A 22,580-nucleotide genomic window follows, 5' to 3' on the forward strand; every position below is an offset into this window, starting at 1 on the left:
TTCGCATATAGCGGGAGGTAAGAGGCTTTTTATTGCTTTAAATGACCTATCTGGCGCAATATTCCACCATGGAACCGCAACCGCACAAGCTCGACCGCTTTGACCGTCACATCCTGGAGATCCTGCAGGAGGACGCCAGCCTGTCGAACCAGGCCCTCGCCGAGCGCGTGGGGCTGAGCCCCTCGCCCTGCCTGCGGCGCGTTCGGGCACTCGAGCAGGCCGGGATCCTGATCCGGCGCGTGGCCCTGCTCGACCGGCGCGCCCTGGGGCTGGAACTGACCGCGCTGATCCACATCGGCATGGACCGCCACACCCCGGAGCGCTTCGCACGCTTCGAGGAGGCGATCGCCAGCTACCCCGAGGTGCAGCACCTGTATCTGATCACCGGGCAATCGGCGGACTACATGCTGCAGGTCGTCGTGCCGGACATGGATGCCTATCAGGACTTCCTGCTGCGGCGGGTGACCCGGCTGGAGGGGGTGGATTCGGTGCACTCGAGCTTCGTCCTGCGCCGGGTGGTGGACCGCACCTCGCTGCCGCTGGACTACATCCGCGACTGACGGCGGGCCGCGAACCTCCCTCCGAAACGGCTCCGATGGCTCAGCGCTTCCCTCAGCGCCCGCCGAACTGGGGCAGCAGACGCGCGGGCAGCAGGTGAATGAGGATGAAGCCCAGCATCGCAGCGACGACGATCGTCGGCCCGGTCGGGGTGTCGTACTGGAACGAACCCCAGACGCCGACGAGCACCGCCAGCATGCCGATCACACCGGCCAGGAACGCCATTTGCTCCGGCGTCGACGCGAAGCGCCGGGCACTCGCGGCCGGAATGATCATCAACGCCGTAATCAGCAAGACGCCGACCACCTGCATCGCGGCCGCGATCACCAGCGCGATCAGCAGCATCAGCCCCAGGCGCACGGCCAGCACCGGCACACCCTCGACCCGCGCCAGTTCCTCGTGCACCGTCAGCGCCAGCAGCGGTCGCCAGAGCAGCACCAGCAGCAACAGCGCAATGCCGCCGCCTATGGCAATCGCCAGCAGGTCATTCGTCCCCACCGCGAGGATGTCGCCGAACAGATAGGCCATCAGATCCACCCGCAGGCCCTCGATAAAGGTGACCGCCACAATCCCCAGCGACAGCGCGCTGTGCGCCAGGATCCCCAACAAGGTATCGGAAGCCAGCTCCTGACGGCGCTGCAGGATCACCAGCAGCACGGCGATCGCGACACAGACGATGGTCACCATCAGGTTGAGATTCGTCCCCAGCAGGAACCCGAGCGCCACCCCCAGCAGGGCGGAATGCGAGATCGTGTCGCCGAAATAGGCCATACGCCGCCAGACTACGAAGGCACCCAGCGGACCGGCCACGGCCGCCACCATCAGCCCTGCCAGCACCGCGCGGAACAGGAAGTCATCCAGCCAGGCTTCGATCATCGTTTCGGCGTTCCCTGTCCGTGATGGTGGGCGTGGCCACAGCCGTGCGACCCGCCCGTTCCGTTGTCGTCCAGATCATGCACCTCGCCGTGCAGGTCGTGGACATGGTTGTGGTCATGTTTGTAGATACCGATGCCCTGCACATCGGCGGTGGGGAACAGGCGCTGGTACTCCGGGTGGCGCGAGACCTCCTCCGGCCGGCCGGTGCAGCAGACATGCTGGTTCAGGCAGATCACGGCATCCGCCCCCGCCATGACCAGATGCAGGTCATGCGAGACCATCAGCACCCCGCAGCCCGTCTCGCGCCGAATGTCATCGATCAGGCGAAAGACCTCGCCCTGCCCGACGATATCCACGCCCTGCGCCGGCTCGTCCAGCACCAGCAGATTGGGCCGGTTGAGCAGCGCCCGCGCCAGCAGCACTCGCTGCATCTCGCCCCCGGACAGGGATTGCACCGGCTTGTCCAGCAGGTGCGGGACACCCACCCTTTCCAGGTGCGCCAGCAGCTCGGCCCTCGGCGCGCGCTGGCGCAGCGTCAGAAACCGCCGCACCGACAACGGCAGCACCGGTTCGATCTGCAGGCGCTGCGGCATGTAGCCGATGCGCAGCCCGCGCCGGCGCTTCACCTGCCCCCGCGTCGGCTGCCACAAGCCCAGCAACACCCGCAACAATGAAGTCTTGCCCGCGCCGTTGGGGCCGATCACCACCGCGACCTCGGCCGGCGGGATCTGCACCGAGACCCGGTCGAGAATCAGCTTGCCCCCCCGCTCCAGGGAGATATCACGGGCGTCCAGCAGCGGGCTGTGGTCCGATTCCGGTGCGGACATGGTGGCAGGGCTTCCCTTGTTCATGTTGATATACTATAACGTTCTCTAATTCCGATCCGACACCCTGGAGACCCTGCCATGCACTCGCGCCCGCGCCACCCCTTCGGGATTTCGCTGACGGTCAGCCTGCTGGCCATCCTGGGCCTCCTGCTCCCGGGCATGGCCGCCGCGGACAAGCCGCGCATCGTCGCGACCATTCTACCGATTCACAGCATCGTCGCCGCCCTGGGCGAGGACGCCTTCGACGTGGAACTGCTGGTCCCCGCCACGGCTTCGCCGCACGGATATTCCATGCGGCCATCCGAGGCGCGCCGTCTGCAGAACGCGGACATGGTGGTCTGGGTCGGCCCGGACCTCGAGACCTTTCTGGAGCGCCCGCTCCGCCGTGCCGGCGACCGCGAGATTATCAGCCTGATGGACGACCTCGACCTGGACTTGAAGCCCACGCGCGAAGGGGGCGTCTGGGAGCATCACCACGACCACGGGGACGATGATCACGGCCACGGCGACCATGACCACGATCACAACGGCCATGGCCACAGCCACGACGACGGGCACTCCGACGACAATCACAGCCACAACGGCCATGGCCACAACGGCCATGACCACAACCATGATCACGGCCACCACGACGAGGCCCATGGACACGACCATGATCACCATCACGGCGACTACGATGCCCACATCTGGCTCTCGCCAGCGGTGGTGCGCGCGATCACCGAGCAGCTCGCCGACAAGCTGATGCAATGGGATCCGGAACGCGCCGAAATCGTGGAGGCCAACCGTGACGCCCTGCTCGAACGGATCAACGATCTGGACGGACGCCTGGCGGAACAGCTCGAGCCGGTACGGGACCAGGCCTTTATCGTGTTCCACGACGCCTACCAGTACTTCGAGCAGCACTACGGTCTGAACTCCGCCGGCTCGATCAGCATCGATCCCTCGCGCAGCCCGGGGCCGCGGCGCATCAGCGAACTGCGCGAGCGTGTCGCCGACGGCGACGTGGTCTGCCTGTTCACCGAGCCGCAATTCCGTCCGGCCCTGGCCGAGACCGTGGCCGAGGGAACCGATACACGGCTCGGCGTGCTGGATCCTGTCGGTGCCGAACTGGAGCCCGGGCCGGATGCCTGGTTCGAGTTGATGCAGAACATGGCGGACGGCTTTGCCGGCTGCCTGGGTAAGGAATAGCCCGCGGGACAAGCCAAGGCGGTGCGTTTCGCTGCGCTCAACGCACCCTACGCGGTTGTTTAAACGCCGGGGCTCATCCAATCGCTTCGGCCGAGGCGGCCACGGCTACACGGTTGCGGCCCTCGCCCTTGGCGCGATAAAGCGCCTCGTCGACCCGACGCAACAACCCTGTACGTGGCTCGCCCGCGCAGAAGGCCGCCACACCGAGGCTGATCGTTACCCGGCCGGCCTCCGGGAAATCATGCCCCTCCACCCGCGCCCGCATGGTCTCCGCGACCCGCGCGGCATCCGCCTCTTGGGTACCCGGCAGCAGGACCATGAACTCCTCGCCGCCCCAGCGCCCGAGAACGTCGGCATCGCGCAGACGTTCCGCGATCACGCGGGTCACCTCCTGCAGCACGACATCCCCCGCCGCATGGCCAAAGGTGTCGTTGACCCGCTTGAAGTGATCGAGATCGAACATCACCAGGGCAAAAGGCGCCCCGTAGCGGTCGGCACGCGCCAACTCGCGATTGAGCAGCGTTTCGAAGTAGTGGCGGTTGGCCACACCGGTCAGGCGATCGTAATAGGCCTGACGCTTCAGCTCCGCATTGGCGCGCTGTAGCTCCAGCTCCACCTGCTTGAGGTCGGTGATATCCACCGCGGTTCCCGCCACTCGGCTCACTCGCCCGTCCTCGTCCGGCACCTGGTAACGATGCACGTGTAGCCAGCGTTCAGCACCATCCGGTCGGCGCAAGCGGAAGGTATCCTCGACATGAGCCCCCTTCATGGGGTCGTTCAGGAACTGACGCTCCACGCGCTCGCGGTCTTCCGGGTGCACGGCCTCCAGCATCGAACGCGGATCGCGATAGAGGCGGTCACGGCTTTGCCCCCAGATCCGCTCGAAGGCCGGATTCACGTACAGGATCCCTGTCTTCGTCCTGTAGCCAGAACACCTCGTTCACGCTGCCCGCCAGCTGGCGGAAGCGCGCCTCGCTCTCGCGCAGGGCCTCTTCTACTGCCTTGCGCTGCGAGAGGTCGCGCAGGATGGTCGACACCTGCCGGATCTCGCCCTGGTCGTCGCGGCGAACAATAATCACCTGTGAAGCCGGGATCTCCCTGCCCTGTCCGTCCAGTATCGCCGTCTCGCCTTCCCAGACCCCGTCGCGCATCGCAATCGGAGCGGCCTCGTTCACGATGCGCTCGGCCGCCCAAGGTGGATGGAACCGCTGGACGGCACTCTCGACCGAGCGGGTTTCGGGCGGCAGCCCCCAGGTATTCCAGCCGTTCTCGGGGGTCCACGGTTCGCCCGTCATGGGCGGCAGACCAAACAGGCGGCGACCGGCGGCGTTCAGGAACTGCATGTCGCCAGCGGGCCCATGCATGGCGACCACGTCGGGCGTATGTTCCAGGATCCCGACCAGACGGCGCTGGTTTTCCTCCAGGGCGCGCCGCTCGGTCACGTCCTGCACAGTTCCCATCAGACGACGTGGCTTGCCGTTGTCATCGCCCTCGACCGTACCGCGCGCATGGACCACTCGTTCCTGCCCATCGGGGCGCAGGATCCGAAAATGAATATCGTAATCGCCGCTCTCCAGTGCTGCCCCTACTGTCTTTGCCACATCGCGCCGGTCCTCGGGATGCACGGCATGCAGAAACCCCGCGTAGTTGGCTTCCTGCTCACCCCGCCTGAGGCCGAAGATGCGATAGACCTCGTCCGACCAGCGGGTGCGGTCCTCGTGGATCTCCCAGACCCAGCTGCCCACGTGCGCGATGCGCTGCGCAGCGGCCAGTTCCCGGCCCCGCTCGCGCAGGGCATCTTCCATCGCCACCTGCTCGGTAATGTCGATCATCACACCGTGCCAGACGATGCCTCCATCGGCACGTGCCTCGGGCGTCGCACGACCCTCGACCCAGATCGTTCCGCGCAGCGGGTGGCGAACGCGGAAGCGAACCCGCCAGGGTTCCATGGACCGCGCCGATTCCTCGATGCTGGCCTGGATGCGAGGCCGGTCATCCGCGTGTACCGTTGCAAAGGCCGCGTCCGCGCTGTCCTGAACCAGCCCCGGGCTGAGCCCGAACACGCGCCGTATCCCATCACTGACGAACGGAAACGCGTGCCGCCCATCCGGATACAGGTGGTACTGGTAGATCGCCCCGGGCAGATGGGCGGTGGCCTTGGTCAGTTGAACCTCCCTTTCCGTCCGTGCGGTCTGGTCCTGGAACGACACCACCACACCATCGACCCGACCGGCCGCATCAAACGTCGGCGCCGCAAAGACGCTCACCGGAAAATGGGAGCCATCGGTCCGCACAAAATAGTCGTCCCAGGGTTCATCCGACTGGCCAGCCTCCAGGACCCGCAGGATCGGGCAGGCTTCTTTGGGATAGGGCTCCCCGCCCACCAACGAGTGATGGTTGGTTGAATGGGCGTCGCGCCCGAGTGCCTCGGCTTCGCTTTTGAAACCCAACAGACGGCAGGCCGCCGGGTTGAGAAAGGTGTAGCGGCCGTAACGGTCCAGTCCGAAGACACCTTCCGCCAGACTCGCCAGAAGGTGGTTCTGAAAAGCCTCGGCCGCGCGCACCTCGGTGACGTCCTCGATCACGCCATCGAACACGGGCTCGCCGTCCTCGTCATGGCTGCGATACGCGGTCACGCGCGCCCGAAAGGCCCGACCACGCAGTGTCTGCAGGTCCAGTTCGCGCCCGACCACGCGACCGTGCATCTCCAGATCGCGGCTGAATGCCTCGCGCGCGCCCGGATCGCGATACAGGTCTTGCACCGGGGTTGCGCGCAGCTGTGCCTCGGACTCGGCCTCAAACAGCGCCACCATCGCCGGATTGAGCCAGACAAGGCGGCCTTCCGGCCCGGGCGTGTTGCGGTAGACGCCCACCGGAAGACGCCGGAACACGCCCCCGTAGAACTCCAGCTCGCGCTCGTAGCGCCGGGCCTCGGAGACATCGTGAACAATCGAATACAGGTAGGTGGTTCCGTCCAGCACCACCGGGCCGGAGTACACCTCGACCTCGCGGATCTCGCCCCCCTGGATGCGATGGCGGAACCGGAAATACCGGCGTTCCTCGCTCCTGGCACGCTGCATCTCGACCCGCACGTCTTCCGCCGACAGCGTGTTGATGTCGTGGATATACATGCCCTTGAGGGTGTCGGCCGAATAGCCGTAGAAGCTCACCGCGGCGGGGTTGGCATCGACAATCCGGCCATCCGCCGGGTTGATCAGCAGCTTCGGTGCGGTATTGGCGGTAAACGTCTGCTCGTAGACCTGGGCTGCAGAATCGCCTCCGGGCCTGCGCTGAACGGTCACGACGCGCCCATCGTCATCCGGCACCAGCGTCAACGTACAGGAGAGCGAGGCCCCTTCCGGTGCAGCCGGCGCGAGCATGTCCACGCTCAGGGTCACCTCGGATGTGGCCGAACGCTGCAACGCGTCCGCCAGCGATGGCCGCTGTTCGGGCGCGATGCAGTCCACCAGTGCACTGCCCTGCAGATCAGCCGGCGAGCACTCGAGCCACTCAGCCAGGCGGGCATTGACCGTGCAGATGGCACCGGCCGCGTCGAGGCGGGCCAGGCCTACTGCAATGTGCTCGCATTGAATGGGGTCGGCGCCTTCCGTGCTCGCCATTCAGCTCACTCTGCCCGGAGCCCGGGGTCCAATGAAGTAGTCAATCATCCAGCCGCACGACCCGATTGCGCCCGCCCTTCTTGGCCACGTACATGGCCTCGTCCGCTCGCTTCACCCAGTCCCTGATCGACTCACCGGGGCGGCACTCCGCAACCCCCAGACTAATCGTCACAAGGCCCACACAGGGGAATGCCGTAGCAGTGACCTGCTCGCGCAGCTGTTCGGCCACATGCTGGCCACGCTCCGCGTCCGTTCCGGGCAGCAGGACCACAAACTCCTCGCCACCCCAGCGTCCCAGTACATCCGCCTCGCGCAGACGACCCTTCAGGGCATGCACCAGGAAGCGCAGGACCTCGTCGCCCACCTCGTGGCCGAACGTATCGTTGATACGCTTGAAGTGGTCGATATCCAGCAGCAGTAGCGAGCAGGGATGCGCGTAACGCTGCGCACGGCGCGCCTCCTGATCCAGGAGCGTCTCGAAGTAGCCACGGTTGGCGGCATCGGTCAGCGGGTCGTAGAAAGCCTGGTGCTCCAGGGCGGCCTCGAGTTCTTTCTGCCGCGTGATGTCGTGGAACATCGCGATGTAGTACTCGATCTCGCCCTGATCGTCGTGGATCGCGGTAACGACCTCGTGCAGGGGGAAGATCTCGCCATTCTTGCGGCGATTCCAGATCTCGCCCTGCCAGTGGCCCGTCTCGCGCACCGTGCGGAACATCTCCTGGTAGAAGTCGCGATCCTGGCGCCCGGAATTCAGGATGCGCGGATTTGCCCCCACGGCCTCCTCTTCGGTATATCCCGTGAGCTGCGTGAACGTTGCGTTCACACGCTGGATGGTGCCCTCAACGTCCGTGATGAAGATGGCCTGGCTGGACTCGAAGGTCGCGGCCAGCAGACGCTGCTCCTGTTCGAGGTGATACTGCTCGGTAATATCCTGCACCGTGCCGACCATGCGCGCGGGCGTGCCGCAGGGGCTGAGCTCCACGGAGGCTAGCTCGCGCACCACGCGCTCTGTACCGTCCGGCCGCAGGATGCGGTGGGTCACATCGAACTGCTCCAGACCAGCCAGGGCTCGGTCTACCGCCGCCTGTACGCGTTCACGGTCCCCCGGGTGGACCGCCTGCATGAACGCCCCATGCGTGCCCTCCCAGCGGGATCGTTCCATCCCGAAGATGCGATAGACCTCGTCCGACCAGCGAATCTCGTGCTTCTGGAAATCACTGATCCAGTTGCCGACATGCGCGATGCTTTGTGCCAGGGCCAGTTCCTGCTCACTTCGGTGCAGAGCATGCTCGGCGCGCACCCGCTGCGTGATGTCCAGGATCACGCCGTGCCAGAGCACACTCCCGTCGTCCAGAGCCTCCGGACTCGCGTGGCCCTCCAGCCAGGTCTCGCCGCGTTCGGGACTCATCACGCGATAGCGCTGCAACCAGGGTTCCAGCGATCGCATCGACGCTTCGATGCTCGCGCGGATGCGTTCCACGTCCTCCGGGTGGATCACGCGGAACACCGCCTCGGCATCGCGCATCGCCTCCTCGGGTGCAATCCCGAATATATCGGTCATCCCCTCGCTAGCGTATGGGTAGCAGCCACGCCCGTCGGGGTGCTGGCGGTACTGGTAAATCACGCCGGGCAGGTTGCGGGCGATCTTTTCCAGGTGTCGCTCGGTCTCGACGCGCGCGCCGATATCCTGAAAAGCACCCACCAGTTCGGTCACCGCACCGGTTGCATCACGAATGGCGGTGATCTGGTCCTCCAGCCACTGCCAGTGGCCGTTGGGCATCCGCTGGCGGTAGTTCAGGCGGCAGAACCCTTGGGCCCCGTCGGACAGCCAGCGCCGCACCTGACAGACGCAGCGGCCATAGTCCTCCGGGGCGATGTGGGTTGTCAGCCAGTCCGGATTCGAGCTGATCTGCTCCGGGGCCCAACCGGTCACCGAGACCGAGTTGCGGCTGAGCCAGGTCATGGTGCCGAGGTTGTCCGGATGCATGGTGTAGATCACCGCGGGGCTGGCATGCAACAGGCTGTCCATGCGCTGCTCGGCCTGCTTGCGCGTACCGATATCGGCAACAGCCGCCAGTAGCGCCTCCGGGCTATCAATCGTCGCGGGGATACGGCTGATACTGATCTCGACCCAGCGGGCAAGGCCTGTGGCGTCCACCAGGCGAACCTCGACCTGGCAGTTGGGGCAGCCACCGTCAAGCAGACCGCGGCGTCGCGCCTCGCAGGGCTCGACATCCTCGGGGAGCAGGCGCTCGCGCAACCATCCCCCGACCAGATCCCCAGGGTCGCAGGCCAGCATCTCCCCCAGACGCGGGTTCGCGCGCAGGATGCGCCCCTCCGTGTCCATCTCGGCCAGCCCAACCGGGGCATGCTCGAACAGCGCGGCGTAGCCGTGGGCCGCACAAATCTCCGTCATTCCTAGTCCTTGCCCGTCTCGAAAAGGCCTGCCTGGCCTTTCCTCCCCCTGGCGGGAGTATCCACGGACCCGTTAATGGATCCTTATAGTCGGTCTAAACCCTACCACAGGGGTCGGACTTTTTCGTATACCCCCGCAAGAATCGAGAAGTACAGGACGCAAAAAAAAGCCCCCGGGAAACCGGGGGCCCTGACAGCACAACCGAACGTGACCGGATTAGCCGCTGGTGCCCGTACGCGGGGCCGGCTCGCCTTCATCCGTACTCGGCTCCTGGTACACCACGTCCAGCGCCTTGGCCGCGGCCACCTCGTTGAAGCGGCGGTTGGGCAGGTTGTGCGGCGACGCCTTGATGGTGTCGATGTCGCGGCCGGCCTCTTCCAGAATCGCAACCATCGCCTCGACGAAGCCGTCCAGCGTCTCCTTCGACTCGGTCTCGGTCGGCTCGACCAGCAGGCACTCCGGCACCAGCAGCGGGAAGTAGGTGGTCGGCGCATGGTAGCCGTGGTCCAGCAGGCGCTTGGCGACATCCCCCGCAGTCAAGCCCAGTTCCTTCGCCTGCTTCTTCAGCGTAACGATGAACTCGTGGGTCGCACGGCGCTCGGGATAAGCCAGGTCGAACCCGGCGCTCTCCAGTTCGCGCGCCAGGTAGTTGGCGTTCAGTGTGGCGAACTCGGACACGCGCTGCATGCCCTCGCGCCCCAGCATGCGCATGTAGACATAGGCGCGCAGCAGCACCCCGGCGTTGCCGGCAAACGCGGACAGGCGGCCGATGGTCTCGGGATAGTCCGTCTCGGTGGCAAAACGGTAGCCACCCTCGCCGTTCTCGATCACGTGCGGCACCGGCAGGTACGGCAGCAGGCGCTCGCCGACACCGACCGCACCGGAACCCGGACCGCCCCCGCCATGCGGCGTGGAGAAGGTCTTGTGCAGGTTCATGTGGATCACGTCGAACCCCATGTCGCCCGGGCGCACCTTGCCGAGGATCGCGTTCAGGTTGGCGCCGTCGTAGTACAGCAGGCCGCCGGCGTCGTGCACGATCTTCGCGATCTCGGAGATACGACGCTCGAACACGCCCACGGTGGACGGGTTGGTCAGCATGATCCCGGCGGTCTGCGGCCCAACGGCCTCCTTCAGCGCCTCGAGGTTCACGTCGCCGCTTGCGTCGGTGGGGATCTCGCGTACCTCGTAGCCGCACATGATTGCGGTGGCCGGATTGGTGCCGTGCGCGGCGTCCGGGACGATGATCTCGCGGCGTTCGCTGTCGCCGCGCGCATCGTGATAGGCGCGGATCATCGCCACCCCGGTGTACTCGCCCTGCGCACCGGCCATCGGCGCCAGCGACACGGCCTTCATGCCGGTCACGTCCTTCAGCATCTCCTGCAGCTCGAACATGGTGTGCAGGAAGCCCTGGCTGTGGCTGGCCGGGGCATGCGGGTGCCGGTTCAGGAAGCCGGGCAGCATGGCCAGGCTGTTACAGGCGCGCGGGTTGTACTTCATCGTGCACGAGCCCAGCGGGTAGAACTCGGTATCGATGGAGAAGTTCTTTTGCGACAACCGCGTGTAGTGACGCACCACATCCAGCTCCGAGGCCGCAGGCAGGCCAGGGGCCGATTTGCGCTGCAGGTTCGCGGGGATGGCGGTCGTGGCATGCGCGCGCGGCGCCTGGGCCACGGCCGAGCGACCGGCACGCGAACGTTCGAAGATCAGATGGTTTTCCGTGGTGTTCATAGCGGTTTCTCGCTTCAGGAATTCGTGGAAGGCGCCGGGGCCTGGTCACCCGGGCCCGGCGCCTGCAGCCCGTCGTTTATTGCGTCGGGCTCAGATCGGCCCGGTCGTCCAGGGCCTTGAAGATGGCGTCGTAGTCCGGCTCCTCGCCGATCTCGGAGACCAGCTCCGCGTGCATCACCAGATTGTCGGTATCCAGCAGCACGACACCGCGGGCGGTGATGCCCTCCAGCGGACCGTCCTGGATCAGCACGCCGTAGTCCTTGGCGAAGTTGCGATCGCGCATCATCGACAGCACGGTCACACGCTCAAGGTTCTCGGCGGCGCAGAAGCGGCCCATCGCGAACGGCAGGTCGGCGGAGACCACCAGGATCTCCAGATCCGGGCGCTGCTTGACCATGTCCTCGAACTTCTTGGTGGACTCGGCACAGACCGGGGTGTCCAGACTGGGCACGATCGAGATCAGCTTGCGCTTGTCGCCAAAGTGGGCGAGCGAGACGTCCTCGAGGTCCTTGGTCGTCAGCTTGAAATCCGGGGCCGGCGAGCCGACGTGCGGCAGGTCGCCGTTGGTATGGATCGGATTACCCTTCAGTTTGACTTCGGCCATGGCGTGCCTCCTCAGGCTTGTGGTGTATGGCGCGTCGGGTGCGGCCCGCGTCAGGCGGCCTTCGCCTGCTCGCAGGTCGTCACATACTGCTCCAGATCGGCATCCGTCTTGGTCTCGGTCGCGCAGGCCAGCACGCAGCCGTCGAGCTGGGCATAGTCGCGGCCCAGCTGGTATCCGGCCAGCACGCCGGCATCGGCCATCGCCTGCACGCGGCCCGCGGCGTCCCCGCCGAAGTCCAGCGCGACCTCGTGGAAGTACTCGCCGGTAAAGCGCGGCTTGATGCCCTTGGCCGCCAGCTTCTCCACCAGCGCGTGGGTGTTGGCGTAGCAGGCCTCGGCCACGCGGGTCAGACCCTCGTCACCCAGCATGGACATGTGGATCGTCGCGGCGGTGACCACCAGGCCCTGGTTGGTGCAGATGTTCGAGGTCGCCTTGGAGCGGCGGATGTGCTGCTCGCGGGCCTGCAGTGTCAGCACGTAGCCCGGCTTGCCGTCGGCATCCTCGGCGCGGCCGACGATACGCCCCGGCATCTGCCGGATGTGCTTCTTGCGCGTGGTCATGAAGCCGAAGTACGGCCCGCCGGAGGACAGCGGGGCACCCAGCGGCTGGCCCTCGCCCACCACGATATCGACGCCGTTCTCGCCCCACTCACCCGGCGGCTTCAGCAGCGCCAGCGAGACCGGGTTGACCACGGCGATCACCGGGACCTCGCGCTGCTCGGCCCAGCCGGTGAGCGCGTCGACATCTTCCAGGATGCCGAAGAAGTTCGGCTGGCTGATGATCATCGCGGTCACGTCGTCGTCCGCGAACGGCGCCAGCGCATCGACCGGCGTCTGGCCAGAGGTCTCGTCGAACGGGATCTCGACCAGCTCGATGCCCTGGTTACCGATCAGGGTGTGGATCACGCGGCGATAATCCGGATGCAGCGCGCCTGGCACGAGGATCTTCTTGCTCTTCGAGCGGCGGTTCACGCGCACGGCCATCAGCACGGCCTCGGCCAGCGCGGAGGCGCCGTCGTACAGCGAGGCGTTGGAGGCCTCCATACCGGTCAGACGGCTGATCATGGTCTGGTATTCGTAGATCAGCTGCAGCGTGCCCTGGCTGGCCTCCGCCTGGTACGGCGTGTAGGCACTGTAGAACTCGCCACGCGTGGCGATCTGCCACACGGCCGCCGGGATATGGTGCTCGTAGGCCCCGGCGCCGATGAAATTGGACGCCATGCCGTCCCGCGCCGCACGCTCCTGCATCAGACGCGAGATCGCCATCTCGTTCAGTCCCTCGGGGACCTTTTCGAGCGCCGGCGCGCGCAGTTCTTTCGGGATCTCGTCGAACAGATCCTCGATGGAATCGGCGCCGATGCGGTCGAGCATCGAGCGGATGTCTTCTTCGGTATGCGGGATAAAGGGCATGTCGTACTCGCTTTCGCTACTGCGAAGTTCGGATCGGGCCCCGGGCCGGATGCCCGGGGCGCCTTCTCGTTCCTGCCGGGCCGGCTCCGTCAGGAACCGCCCCGTGGGGAACGTCGGATCAGGACTCGGCCTCGACGTGCGCCGCGTAGGCGTCGGCGTCCATCAGGGCGTCGAGCTGGCTCGCGTCGGAGGGCTTCATCTTGAACAGCCAGCCCTCGTCGAACGGCGACTCGTTGACCTTTTCGGGGCTGTCGGCCAGCTCTTCGTTGGCCTCGGTCACCTCGCCGGACAGCGGGGCATACACATCCGAGGCGGCCTTGACCGACTCGACCGTCGCGCAGGCGGAGCCGGCCTCGACCGAGCTGCCCGCCTCCGGGGCCTCCACGAACACCAGATCGCCCAGCAGTTCCTGCGCGTGATCGGTAATGCCGATGGTCACGCTGCCGTCAGCCTCCTGGCGCACCCACTCGTGGCTCTTGGTGTACTTCAGATCCTTCGGTGCTTCGCTCATGACGTCTTCCTTTTTCGTTTGGATCCCGCCTGCGCAGTGTAGTCTGTGGCAAGCGGCATGAGGCAATAAAATCGCTAGCGATTCAGTTCGATCTGTGGCTCGCCGTTACGCACGAATACGGGCTTGACCACCCGCACCGGCAGCATGCGCCCGCGGATGTCGGCCTGCAGTTCCTCGGCATCCACCGCGGCCGGGATGCGCGCAAACGCAACCGACACGCCGAGGCTCGGCGAGAAGCTGCCGGAGGTCACCACGCCGTCGCCGGCCGCGGTCTCGATACGGGTGCCGCCGCGCAGCACGCCGCGACCCTCGAGCACCAGCCCGACCATGCGCTCCGGCACACCCTCGGCCTTCCACTGTTCGATGGCCTTGCGGCCGATGAAGTCGCGCTCGGCGTCCTTCAGGGCGATGGTCCAGCCGAGATTCGCGGTCAGCGGATTGGTCTGGTCGTCCATATCCGTGCCGTAGAGGTTCATGCCGGCCTCCAGGCGCAGCGTGTCGCGCGCACCCAGGCCGATCGGGTTCACACCGGCGTCCTTCAGCTGTTCCCAGAAGCCGTCGGCCTCAGCTTCCGGCAGCATCACCTCGAAGCCGTCCTCGCCGGTGTAGCCGGTGCGGGCAACGAACCAGGAGTCGTTCCAGACGGCGGAGAACGGCTTGAGATCGCCGGCCGAGCGCAGGTCTTCCGGCAGCAGCGGCAGCGTCTTCTCCACCGCCTGCGGGCCCTGGATCGCGATCAGCGCGAACTCCGGGCGCGGCTCGACGTTCGCGTCGAAGCCCTTTACCACCTGCTGCATGTGGGCGATATCGCCCTCGGCGGTCGCGGCATTGACTACGGCGCGGTAGCTGTCGCCCCCGGTCCAGTAGATGATCAGGTCGTCGATCACGCCACCGGCCTCGTTCAGCATGCAGCTGTACAGGGCGCGACCCTCGGTCTTCAGCTTGGCGACGTCATTGGCCAGCAGGTAGCGCAGAAAGGCCTGCGCCTGCGGGCCGTGGATATCGACGACCTGCATGTGCGAGACATCGAACATACCGGCCCCGGCGCGCACCATCTTGTGCTCCTCCATCTGGGAGCCGTAGTGCAGCGGCATCTCCCAGCCGGCGAAGTCGACCAGCTTGGCCCCGGCGCGCTGGTGCGCGGCGTGAAGCGGCGTTTTCTTCAAAGTCATCTTGTGTCGCCTTGCATCCGTGTTCGTGAGACGGGCCGCCTCCCGGCCCGACGCGGCCCCTGCCATACACGCGGCGCGTACGCGGGGCATAAAAAAAGGGCGGCCAGCAGGGTCTACCTGCCAGCCGCCCCTCTGTCCTGAAACCTGAGAGTTTGCGCCGTGCCAGCGATTACTCGCTGCAGGGCCGCCCCCTTCGGTGGGCCGTCGCCGGCCGCTCTCCAGAGTGTGTCTTCTGCACCGTTCCGGTCCGGTAGCCTGAGCGATTCCGGGCGGATGTTGCGCCTTCGGCGTCTGCCAATCGACTTGCGATCGCAGATCTCTTCCAGAACGGTGTGCGGGCAATGTCGGGCACCCGCAGACGAAACTAATTGTACACCCAAATACCTCCTTCGCGAAAGCCCGGACGGGTGGCGGCGACTTTTCGGCGGCGGGCTTGCAGCCCCACTTCACCCCAAGCCGAACCTCAGGGGCGCTGCCACTACACGCCGCGCAAGAACAGTACCGGAGCCCGCGCCAGCGCTACAGCGCCAGGTCGATCGCCAGAAGCGCGACGAAGCCGACCAGCACGCCGACGGTCGCCTGGGCCTCGTGCCCCTTGCGGTGCGATTCGGGGATGATTTCGTGGCTGATCACGAACAGCATCGCCCCCGCGGCGAAGGCCAGGCCCCAGGGCAGCAAGAATTCCATCAGCGTGATCGCGCCGGCCCCGATCAACCCGCCGATCGGCTGCACCAGGCCGGTCAGCAGGGTTACGCCGAACGCGGCCCACTTGCTGTAGCCCAGCGAGAGGAGCGCAATCGCCACCACCAGCCCTTCCGGGATGTTCTGCAGACCGATCGCGATCGCCAGGGTGATGCCATCGCTGACATCGTCGCCGCCGAAGCCGACCCCGACGGCCAGACCCTCCGGCAGGTTGTGCAGGGCGATCGCAAAGATGAACAGCCACACCCGCCGGATCTTCGCGGGATCGGCCCCGCTTTGGGGGCCGATGTGAAAGTGCTCGTGCGGGACCAGCTTGTGCAGCGCCAGCAGGGCCCCGCCGCCGAGGGCCATGCCTACCGACAACACCAGGATCGCCATGCCGACCCCGCCGTACTGAACCTCGGCGTGCTCCACCGATGGCAGCACCAGTTCGAAGGCTGTGGCCGAGAGCATGACCCCGGCCCCGAAGCCCATCATCGCGTCCTCGACCGACTGGCTGATACGCCGCAGGAAAAAGATCGGAATCGCGCCCACGGCGGTCATCAGACCGGCAACAAAGCTCGCCAGCAGACCGATCTGCAGGGTGCTCATGTCCGCGATACGACCTTCCAGCGTCGGCCAGATCACGCTGACCAGCCAGATGAACGCCGCCAATACGATCAGTGACCCGACCAGAAAAACCCGCGGGACGGGCTTGGCCGAACCCTCGGTGTCCTGGTCAATCTGCTCCTGTCGATCCTGCGTCATAGTCATTCCCTGAGACCCATTCCCTTTGCTGTTGAGAAGGCGGGATTTCAACCCGGTTCCCGCCTGTTTTCTATTGCGGTGTTCGAGATTGCCTATCGTCAACGCGGAAAAGGCGCGGTACATTCGCCCGGAGCGCCCCCTGCATGCCCGGCAAAAGGACCTTCGCAATGCTCGAGACCCTCGACCAGTTCCTCGGTGATACCGCCAGCCTCCTGTGGGGCAACCCGATCACGCTGATCCTGCTGCTGGGTACGGGACTCTACCTGACCATCCGCCTGGGACTGGTGCAGGTCGTCGCCTTCCGCCAGGGCTGGCGCGCGCTGCGCGGCACCGACGGGCGTGCCGGTGGCGCTGGCCAGATCTCGCCATTCCAGGCCCTGTCCACGGCCCTGTCCGGCACCATCGGAACCGGGAATATCGCCGGCGTCGCCACGGCCATTGCCCTCGGCGGCCCCGGGGCCCTCTTCTGGATGTGGGTAACCGCCTTCTTCGGCATGGCCACCAAGTTTGCCGAGACAACCCTCGCCGTGCGCTACCGCGAAGTGGGACCGGACGGCACCATCGCCGGTGGCCCGATGTTCACCCTGCTGCACGGCCTGAACATGAAGAAGATGGCGATCCTGTTCGCCGCCTTCACCCTGATCGCCTCGTTCGGCATCGGCAACATGGTGCAGGCGAACTCTGTAGTCGATGGCCTGACCTTCATGGTCCCGAACCTGCGCGCCGATGACGACATCATGGGCTGGATGGCGCTGATCATCGGCCTGACCATGGCCGTGCTCGTCGCCCTGGTAATCATTGGCGGGGTCAAGCGCATTGCGATGATCGCCTCCGCCATCGTGCCGTTCATGGCCGTGGTGTACATGATCGGCGCGTTCATCGTGATCGTCGCCAATATCGAGGCCGTGCCGGCCGCGGTGGCCACCATCCTGAACCTGGCGCTGAACCCCTGGGCGGCCGGCGGCGGCGCGATCGGTCTGGCCATCCAGTACGGCGTCGCACGCGGCATGTTCTCGAACGAAGCGGGCCTGGGCTCCTCGGCCATGGCTCACGCCGCGGCCAAGAACGGCGATCCGCCGCGCGAAGGCTCGGTGGCCATGCTCGAGCCGTTCATCGATACCATCGTCGTCTGTACCCTGACCGGCTTGGCGATCGTGGTCACCGGCGCCTACATCGACCGCGCCGACGACGTGGTCGGCGCCTCGCTGACCGCCACCGCGTTCAGCTCCACGCTGGGGCCGTTCGGCGCGATGGTGGTCGGCTTCAGCCTGATGCTGTTCGCCTTCTCCACGATGATCGCCTGGTCCTACTATGGCGACCGCTCGGCCTACTTCCTGTTCGGCGATCGTGCGGTGATGCCCTATCGCATCGCGTTCGTGATCCTGATCGTCATCGGGGCCACCATCCCGCTGGGCATGGTCTGGAACTTCTCCGACATCGCCAACATCCTGATGGCCGCACCCAACCTGATCGCGCTGATCCTGCTGGCCGGGCTGGTGAAGAAGCTTCGCGACGATTATGTTTCCGGACGCCCGATGCCCGATCGCCATGACGGCTGAGCAGCAGCGCGCCCCGCATGACCCGTTCGCCCAGGGCCCGGCACGGCCAGACGGGGCCATGCTGGTGCGCGAGGTCGAGATGGCGCTGGCCGAGGACCTGGGGCCCAATGCCCTGGCCGGCGACATCACCGCGGCACTGGTACCGGAGGATCGCGCCGCGCGCGCCACCCTGCTGCTGAAAGAGCCCGGCGTGCTGTGTGGCCAGGCGTGGTTCGACCGCGTTTTTGCGAGCCTCGCACCCGAGATCCGTATCGACTGGCAGGTAGCCGAGGGCGCCGTGCTGGAACCCGAGGGCGCACAGCCCGTCGCCACGCTCGAGGGCCCGGCCCGCGCCGTACTGGCCGCCGAGCGCGCCGCGCTCAACCTGCTTCAGACGCTGTCCGGAACCGCCACCGAGACCGCCCGCTGGGTCGCCCGCCTGGGCGACGCCCACAGCCGCATCCTCGACACCCGCAAGACACTTCCGGGCCTGCGTCATGGTCAGAAGTACGCCGTGCGCATCGGCGGCGGCTACAACCACCGCCTCGGGCTCTGGGACGCCGTACTGATCAAGGAAAACCACATCGCCGCTTGCGGCTCTATCGCGGCCGCCGTGGAGCGCGCCCGCGCGCTCGGGGCCGGGCGCTGGGTGGAGGTGGAAACCGAGAACCTCGACGAGGTCGATCAGGCGCTGACGGCGGGCGCCGACGTGATCATGCTGGATGAACTCTCGCGGGACGACCTCGCCACCGCCGTGCAGCGCATCCGGGGGCGGGCCATCTCCGAGGCCTCGGGCGGGGTCACGCCGGACAGCCTCTCCGAGATCGCGGCCACCGGTGTCGACTACATCTCGGTCGGTGCCCTGACCAAGCACGTCCGCGCTATCGACTTCTCCCTGCGCCTCGACTCGTAATCGCTTCGCGTTAAGCCTCGCTGCGAGCCGATATCCAGCCGCATACGCCGTTGTGGCTGGGCCGGGTTCGTCTTCGGGTGTTTACGGGGGTTTTGTCCGGCCGCCTGCCTTGTTGAGGCTGGCCCTGGTTCGTCGTCGGTGTTTACGTGCCTTCGGTCCGCATACTGCCGTGCGCTCACTCGCGAGCGCGCCGCGAGGTACTTTCTTGCTTGCCCAAGAAAGTACCCAAAGAAGGGCACCCGGATTCCGCCCGGGGACCTTGCTCCAGGGCCCTCGGGCCGGCGGCGCTGAAACTCGCTACGCTACGCTCCGCTCAGACAGTCAGCGCCTCTTTTCCGTCCCGAGGACCCTTCCGCAAGGGGCTTCATACGGGGGATGAAGGTCAAGACAACAGCCGCTCTGACGTTCGCGCCAATGGATTGAGGCTGGGCATTCGGACATCTTGGCACGTGCGGCCTTCGGCCCTGGCGTGCCGCGCCCGCCAGCGGGCGCCAAGACCCATCGTAGGATGTGATGAGCGCAGCGAATCGCATCAGGGTTGCCCCAACGTCGGAACGGTGCGTTTCGCTGCGCTCAACCGCACCCTACGGCGTACGGAATAGGCAGAAGCGCTGGGATACCGTCGGTTTTGACTTTCCCTCCCGATATGAGCCCCTTGTGGAGGGCGTGACAGGCCGGAGAAAAGGCGCTGACTGTCTGAGCGAAGCCAAAGGCGTAGCGAGTTTCAGCGCCGCCGGCCTGGCGCGCCCGGAGCAAGGTTCCTGGGCGAATCCCGGGCGTGTTTCTTGGTTACTTCTTTGCACGAGCAAAGAAGTAACTCGCGGCGCGCTGGCGAAACAGCGCATGGCAGGCGGCAAGACGAAGCCACCGTAAACACCGGATGCCGAACCAGGCCCAGCCTCAACGACCGCAGCTAGTCGAGCACGGCACATCAAGACCAGGGTCCGACAGAACGAGCGTGGGCTAGCGGGTGTCGTCGTCGGATTCGGGGGCGGGCTCGAGGCGGAGCTGGCCATTGGCGTCGTCCTCGGGCGGTGCCAGGGTGAAGCCCGCGTCGGAGGCGACGTCCGCCAGGTCGCGGATCGCGTCCAGCGGCGGCAGCTCCTCCAGCCGCTTCAGGCCCAGGTCGTCGAGGAACGTCCGCGTCGTCGCATACAGCGCAGGCCGACCGGGCACCTCCTTGTGCCCTACCACGCGTACCCATTCGCGCTCCTGCAGGGTACGCATGATGCCGGAGCTGACTGCCACGCCGCGTACCGCCTCGATCTCGGCGCGCGTCACCGGCTGGCGATAGGCAATGATCGCGAGCGTCTCCAGCAGCGCGCGGGACAGCCGCGCGGGGCGTTCGGGCTGCGCCGCCTGGACCGTGGCCGAGAAGCGGGCCCGCACCCGGAAGCGGTAGCCGCCAGCGGTGCGCACCAGTTCGATGGCGCGATCCGCATAGCGCTCCTGCAGCCGGCCAATCGCCTGGTCCAGTGTCGGCTGATCGATCTCGCCAAGGTCCTCGCAGGCGGCCTTCAGGTCGCGCGGCGCGACCGGCTCGGCGGCGGCAAAGAGGACCGCCTCGATCGCGAGTTCGATGGCCCCGAGCGTGTCGGTGTCGATCTCGGTGGCGGCTTGCGGGGCCTCAGGGCTGGTGACGTCGTTCATGCATCCTCCGTGTCCGGCCGGCCACCCCGACGGCGCAGGCGAATCGGGCTGTAGGGTTCGCTCTGGCCCCACTCCACCAGGCCGGACTTGGTCAGCTCCAGCACGGCGAGAAACGAAACCACCACGCCCTGGCGCCCTTCAGAGGCGAGCAGGAGCGTGACGAAGTCGGTAAAGCGCTCCGGGTGCAGGACCTCGAGGATACTGCTCATGCGCTCGCGCACCGACAACTGCTCGGTGGAGATGTGATGGTGTGCGGAGAGGCTGGCCCGATGCATCACGGCGGCCAGGGCCTCCATCAACTCGTCCATCGTGGGGGCCGGGGGTGGCGGCCCCTCCAGTGCCTCGACGCTGGCAGCGGCGGCGTACACGTCGCGGTCCATGCGCGGGATCTCGTCCAGCCGTTCGGCCGCGGTCTTGAACTGTTCGTATTCCTGCAGCTGCCGGATCAGCGCCATGCGCGGATCCGTGTCCTCGTCCGCGTCAGCCTGCACCGGGCGCGGGAGCAGCATGCGCGACTTGATCTCGGCAAGCAGCGCCGCCATCACCAGATACTCGCCGGCCAGCTCCAGGCGCAGCGCGCGCATGACCTCGATATACGCCATGTACTGACGGGTGATCTCGGCGATCGGGATGGCAAGGATGTCGAGGTTCTGCCGGCGGATCAGGTACAGCAACAGGTCCAACGGTCCCTCGAACGATTCGAGGAAGACCTCCAGCGCATCCGGGGGGATATACAGATCGGCCGGCAGCTCGGCCACCGGCTCGCCATGCACGCGATAGACAAACTCGCCTTCCGCTCCGGTCTCGACCGTCGCGGAGTTCTCCAGGTCCGTCAGCTCATCGCGCGGGTCCATGGCTCATCTCGGTGGGAGCTTCCCGAATGGGGTCATCGCAGGTAATCCAGGCCCATCACGCGGCGTACCTCTTCCAGGGTCTCGCGCGCCTCTTCGCGCGCGGCCTCGGAGCCCTCGACGATGATCGAGCGCACCAGGGCCGGGTCCTCGGCATACTCCTTGGCGCGCTGCTGGATCGGCTCCAGTTCCGCCTGCACCTCTTCGATCAGCGGGCGCTTGCAGTCGATGCAGCCGATCCCGGCCGAGGTGCAGCCCTCGTGCAGCTCGGCACGGCTGGCCTCGTCGGTATAGACCAGGTGCAGGTCCCAGACCGGACACTTCTCCGGCGTGCCGGGATCAGTACGGCGCACGCGCGCCGGGTCGGTCGGCATGGTGCGGATCAGTCTTTCCACCTCGGCCGGCTCGGTGCGCAGGCTGATGGTGTTGCCATAGCTCTTGGACATCTTGCGCCCGTCCAGCCCCGGCATCTTCGCAGTGGGCGTGAGCTTGGCCTGGGGCTCCGGCAGGATGATCTTGCCACCACCTTCAAGGTAGCCGAACAGGCGTTCACGATCCCCCAGCGAGATGTTCTGCTGCGACTCGAGCATGGCCCGGGCCACTTCCAGCGCCTCGTCCTCGCCGTGCTCCTGGAAACGCTTGCGCAGGTCGCGGTAACGCTTGGCGGCCTTTTTGCCCATCTTGTCGACCGCGGCCTCGGCCTTCTCCGCAAACCCCGGCTCGCGGCCATAGAGATGGTTGAAGCGGCGCGCGATCTCGCGCGTGACTTCCAGATGCGATACCTGATCCTCGCCAACCGGGACCATGCCGGCGCGGTAGGCGAGCACATCCGCGCTCTGCAGCACGGGGTACCCCAGAAAGCCGTAGGTCGCCAGATCCTTCTCGCGCAGCTGTTCCTGCTGGTCCTTGTACGTGGGCACGCGCTCCAGCCAGCCGAGCGGGGTAATCATCGACAGCAGCAGGTGCAGCTCCGCATGCTCCGGCACGCGCGACTGCACGAACAGCGTGGCGGAGCCGGGACTCACCCCGGCCGCCAGCCAGTCGATCACCATCTCGGTGACATGCTGTTGCAGATCACCCGGGTCTTCGTAGTGCGTGGTCAGCGCGTGCCAGTCGGCGACGAAGAAGAAGCACTCGTAGTTGTGCTGCAGCTCGATCCAGTTTTTCAGGACGCCGTGATAATGGCCCAGATGCAGGTGCCCGGTCGGGCGCATGCCCGAGATCACGCGCTGGTTCGTTCCCTGGTTGCTGGTCACGAGTGGTTCCTTCT

At 66.3% G+C, this 22,580-nt stretch carries 16 protein-coding genes, 1 pseudogene and 2 riboswitches; of the genes and pseudogenes, 4 read left to right on the top strand and 13 right to left on the bottom strand.

Features of this window, described 5'->3' with window-relative positions:
* Positions 1 to 68 precede the first annotated feature (68 nt).
* Positions 69 to 560, top strand: a complete 492-nt coding sequence (locus tag TK90_RS08590) for an Lrp/AsnC family transcriptional regulator (RefSeq protein ID WP_018137934.1) — start codon at positions 69 to 71, stop codon at positions 558 to 560.
* 52 nt (positions 561 to 612) lie between these two features.
* Here TK90_RS08590 and znuB read toward each other — a convergent pair whose 3' ends face one another.
* Together znuB and znuC are read right to left on the bottom strand one after the other, a co-directional pair.
* Complete coding sequence (gene znuB, locus TK90_RS08595) at positions 613 to 1,434, bottom strand: zinc ABC transporter permease subunit ZnuB (protein ID WP_012983078.1); 822 nt, start codon at positions 1,432 to 1,434, stop codon at positions 613 to 615.
* Entirely contained in the window at positions 1,431 to 2,261 is an 831-nt protein-coding gene (gene znuC / locus TK90_RS08600; RefSeq protein WP_012983079.1) for a zinc ABC transporter ATP-binding protein ZnuC, read from the bottom strand. Before znuC ends, znuB begins: the two co-directional genes overlap by 4 nt.
* Before the next feature lie 78 nt (positions 2,262 to 2,339).
* Here znuC and TK90_RS08605 point away from each other — a divergent pair, with 78 nt between their 5' ends.
* Positions 2,340 to 3,449: a zinc ABC transporter substrate-binding protein ZnuA gene (locus tag TK90_RS08605; protein WP_012983080.1), complete on the top strand. Its 1,110-nt coding sequence runs from the start codon at positions 2,340 to 2,342 to the stop codon at positions 3,447 to 3,449.
* Between the two features lie 73 nt (positions 3,450 to 3,522).
* On the opposite strand, the pseudogene TK90_RS08615 reads toward TK90_RS08605, so the two are convergent.
* The 8 genes and pseudogenes from TK90_RS08615 to TK90_RS08650 all read right to left on the bottom strand — a co-directional run bounded on the left by TK90_RS08615 (position 3,523) and on the right by TK90_RS08650 (position 16,358).
* Positions 3,523 to 7,069, bottom strand: a pseudogene (locus TK90_RS08615) (PAS domain S-box protein).
* Positions 7,070 to 7,109: 40 nt separating this feature from the next.
* The gene (locus tag TK90_RS08620; RefSeq protein WP_012983082.1) at positions 7,110 to 9,485 is read right to left on the bottom strand and encodes a PAS domain S-box protein; all 2,376 of its coding nucleotides are present in this window, start codon (positions 9,483 to 9,485) and stop codon (positions 7,110 to 7,112) included.
* Between the two features lie 216 nt (positions 9,486 to 9,701).
* Positions 9,702 to 11,213, bottom strand: coding sequence for an aminomethyl-transferring glycine dehydrogenase subunit GcvPB (gene gcvPB / locus TK90_RS08625; RefSeq protein ID WP_012983083.1), 1,512 nt, complete (start codon positions 11,211 to 11,213; stop codon positions 9,702 to 9,704).
* 76 nt (positions 11,214 to 11,289) lie between these two features.
* Positions 11,290 to 11,817: a thiol peroxidase gene (gene tpx / locus TK90_RS08630; protein WP_012983084.1), complete on the bottom strand. Its 528-nt coding sequence runs from the start codon at positions 11,815 to 11,817 to the stop codon at positions 11,290 to 11,292.
* Between the two features lie 50 nt (positions 11,818 to 11,867).
* The gene (gene gcvPA, locus TK90_RS08635) at positions 11,868 to 13,226 is read right to left on the bottom strand and encodes an aminomethyl-transferring glycine dehydrogenase subunit GcvPA (protein WP_012983085.1); all 1,359 of its coding nucleotides are present in this window, start codon (positions 13,224 to 13,226) and stop codon (positions 11,868 to 11,870) included.
* A gap of 118 nt (positions 13,227 to 13,344) precedes the next feature.
* On the bottom strand, positions 13,345 to 13,737 hold the full coding sequence (gene gcvH, locus TK90_RS08640; RefSeq protein ID WP_012983086.1) for a glycine cleavage system protein GcvH: 393 nt from the start codon (positions 13,735 to 13,737) through the stop codon (positions 13,345 to 13,347).
* A 74-nt stretch (positions 13,738 to 13,811) separates the two neighbouring features.
* Complete coding sequence (gcvT, locus tag TK90_RS08645) at positions 13,812 to 14,909, bottom strand: glycine cleavage system aminomethyltransferase GcvT (RefSeq protein WP_012983087.1); 1,098 nt, start codon at positions 14,907 to 14,909, stop codon at positions 13,812 to 13,814.
* Positions 14,910 to 15,031: 122 nt separating this feature from the next.
* A riboswitch (glycine riboswitch) is annotated at positions 15,032 to 15,141 on the bottom strand.
* 1 nt (position 15,142) lies between these two features.
* Positions 15,143 to 15,244: riboswitch (glycine riboswitch) on the bottom strand.
* 184 nt (positions 15,245 to 15,428) lie between these two features.
* Positions 15,429 to 16,358: a ZIP family metal transporter gene (locus TK90_RS08650; protein WP_012983088.1), complete on the bottom strand. Its 930-nt coding sequence runs from the start codon at positions 16,356 to 16,358 to the stop codon at positions 15,429 to 15,431.
* 167 nt (positions 16,359 to 16,525) lie between these two features.
* Between TK90_RS08650 and TK90_RS08655 the strand changes: the two genes are divergently transcribed.
* Together TK90_RS08655 and nadC are read left to right on the top strand one after the other, a co-directional pair.
* Entirely contained in the window at positions 16,526 to 17,917 is a 1,392-nt protein-coding gene (locus TK90_RS08655; protein ID WP_041444253.1) for a sodium:alanine symporter family protein, read from the top strand.
* A complete protein-coding gene (nadC, locus tag TK90_RS08660; RefSeq protein WP_012983090.1) occupies positions 17,907 to 18,809 on the top strand; it encodes a carboxylating nicotinate-nucleotide diphosphorylase in 903 nt (300 codons plus the stop codon). Before TK90_RS08655 ends, nadC begins: the two co-directional genes overlap by 11 nt.
* Before the next feature lie 963 nt (positions 18,810 to 19,772).
* Here the strand turns inward: nadC and scpB are convergent.
* From scpB to TK90_RS08675, 3 genes are read right to left on the bottom strand one after another with little or no spacing between them, the layout of a single operon-like run.
* Positions 19,773 to 20,459, bottom strand: coding sequence for an SMC-Scp complex subunit ScpB (gene scpB, locus TK90_RS08665; protein ID WP_012983091.1), 687 nt, complete (start codon positions 20,457 to 20,459; stop codon positions 19,773 to 19,775).
* Positions 20,456 to 21,313 carry a ScpA family protein gene (locus tag TK90_RS08670; RefSeq protein ID WP_012983092.1) on the bottom strand — a complete coding sequence of 286 codons (858 nt, stop codon included), beginning with the start codon at positions 21,311 to 21,313 and terminating at the stop codon, positions 20,456 to 20,458. The genes scpB and TK90_RS08670 overlap by 4 nt, the downstream gene beginning before the upstream one ends.
* 32 nt (positions 21,314 to 21,345) lie before the next feature.
* The gene (locus TK90_RS08675; RefSeq protein WP_012983093.1) at positions 21,346 to 22,566 is read right to left on the bottom strand and encodes a tryptophan--tRNA ligase; all 1,221 of its coding nucleotides are present in this window, start codon (positions 22,564 to 22,566) and stop codon (positions 21,346 to 21,348) included.
* Positions 22,567 to 22,580 lie beyond the last annotated feature (14 nt).

This window comes from Thioalkalivibrio sp. K90mix (assembly GCF_000025545.1).
Classification (GTDB): domain Bacteria; phylum Pseudomonadota; class Gammaproteobacteria; order Ectothiorhodospirales; family Ectothiorhodospiraceae; genus Thioalkalivibrio.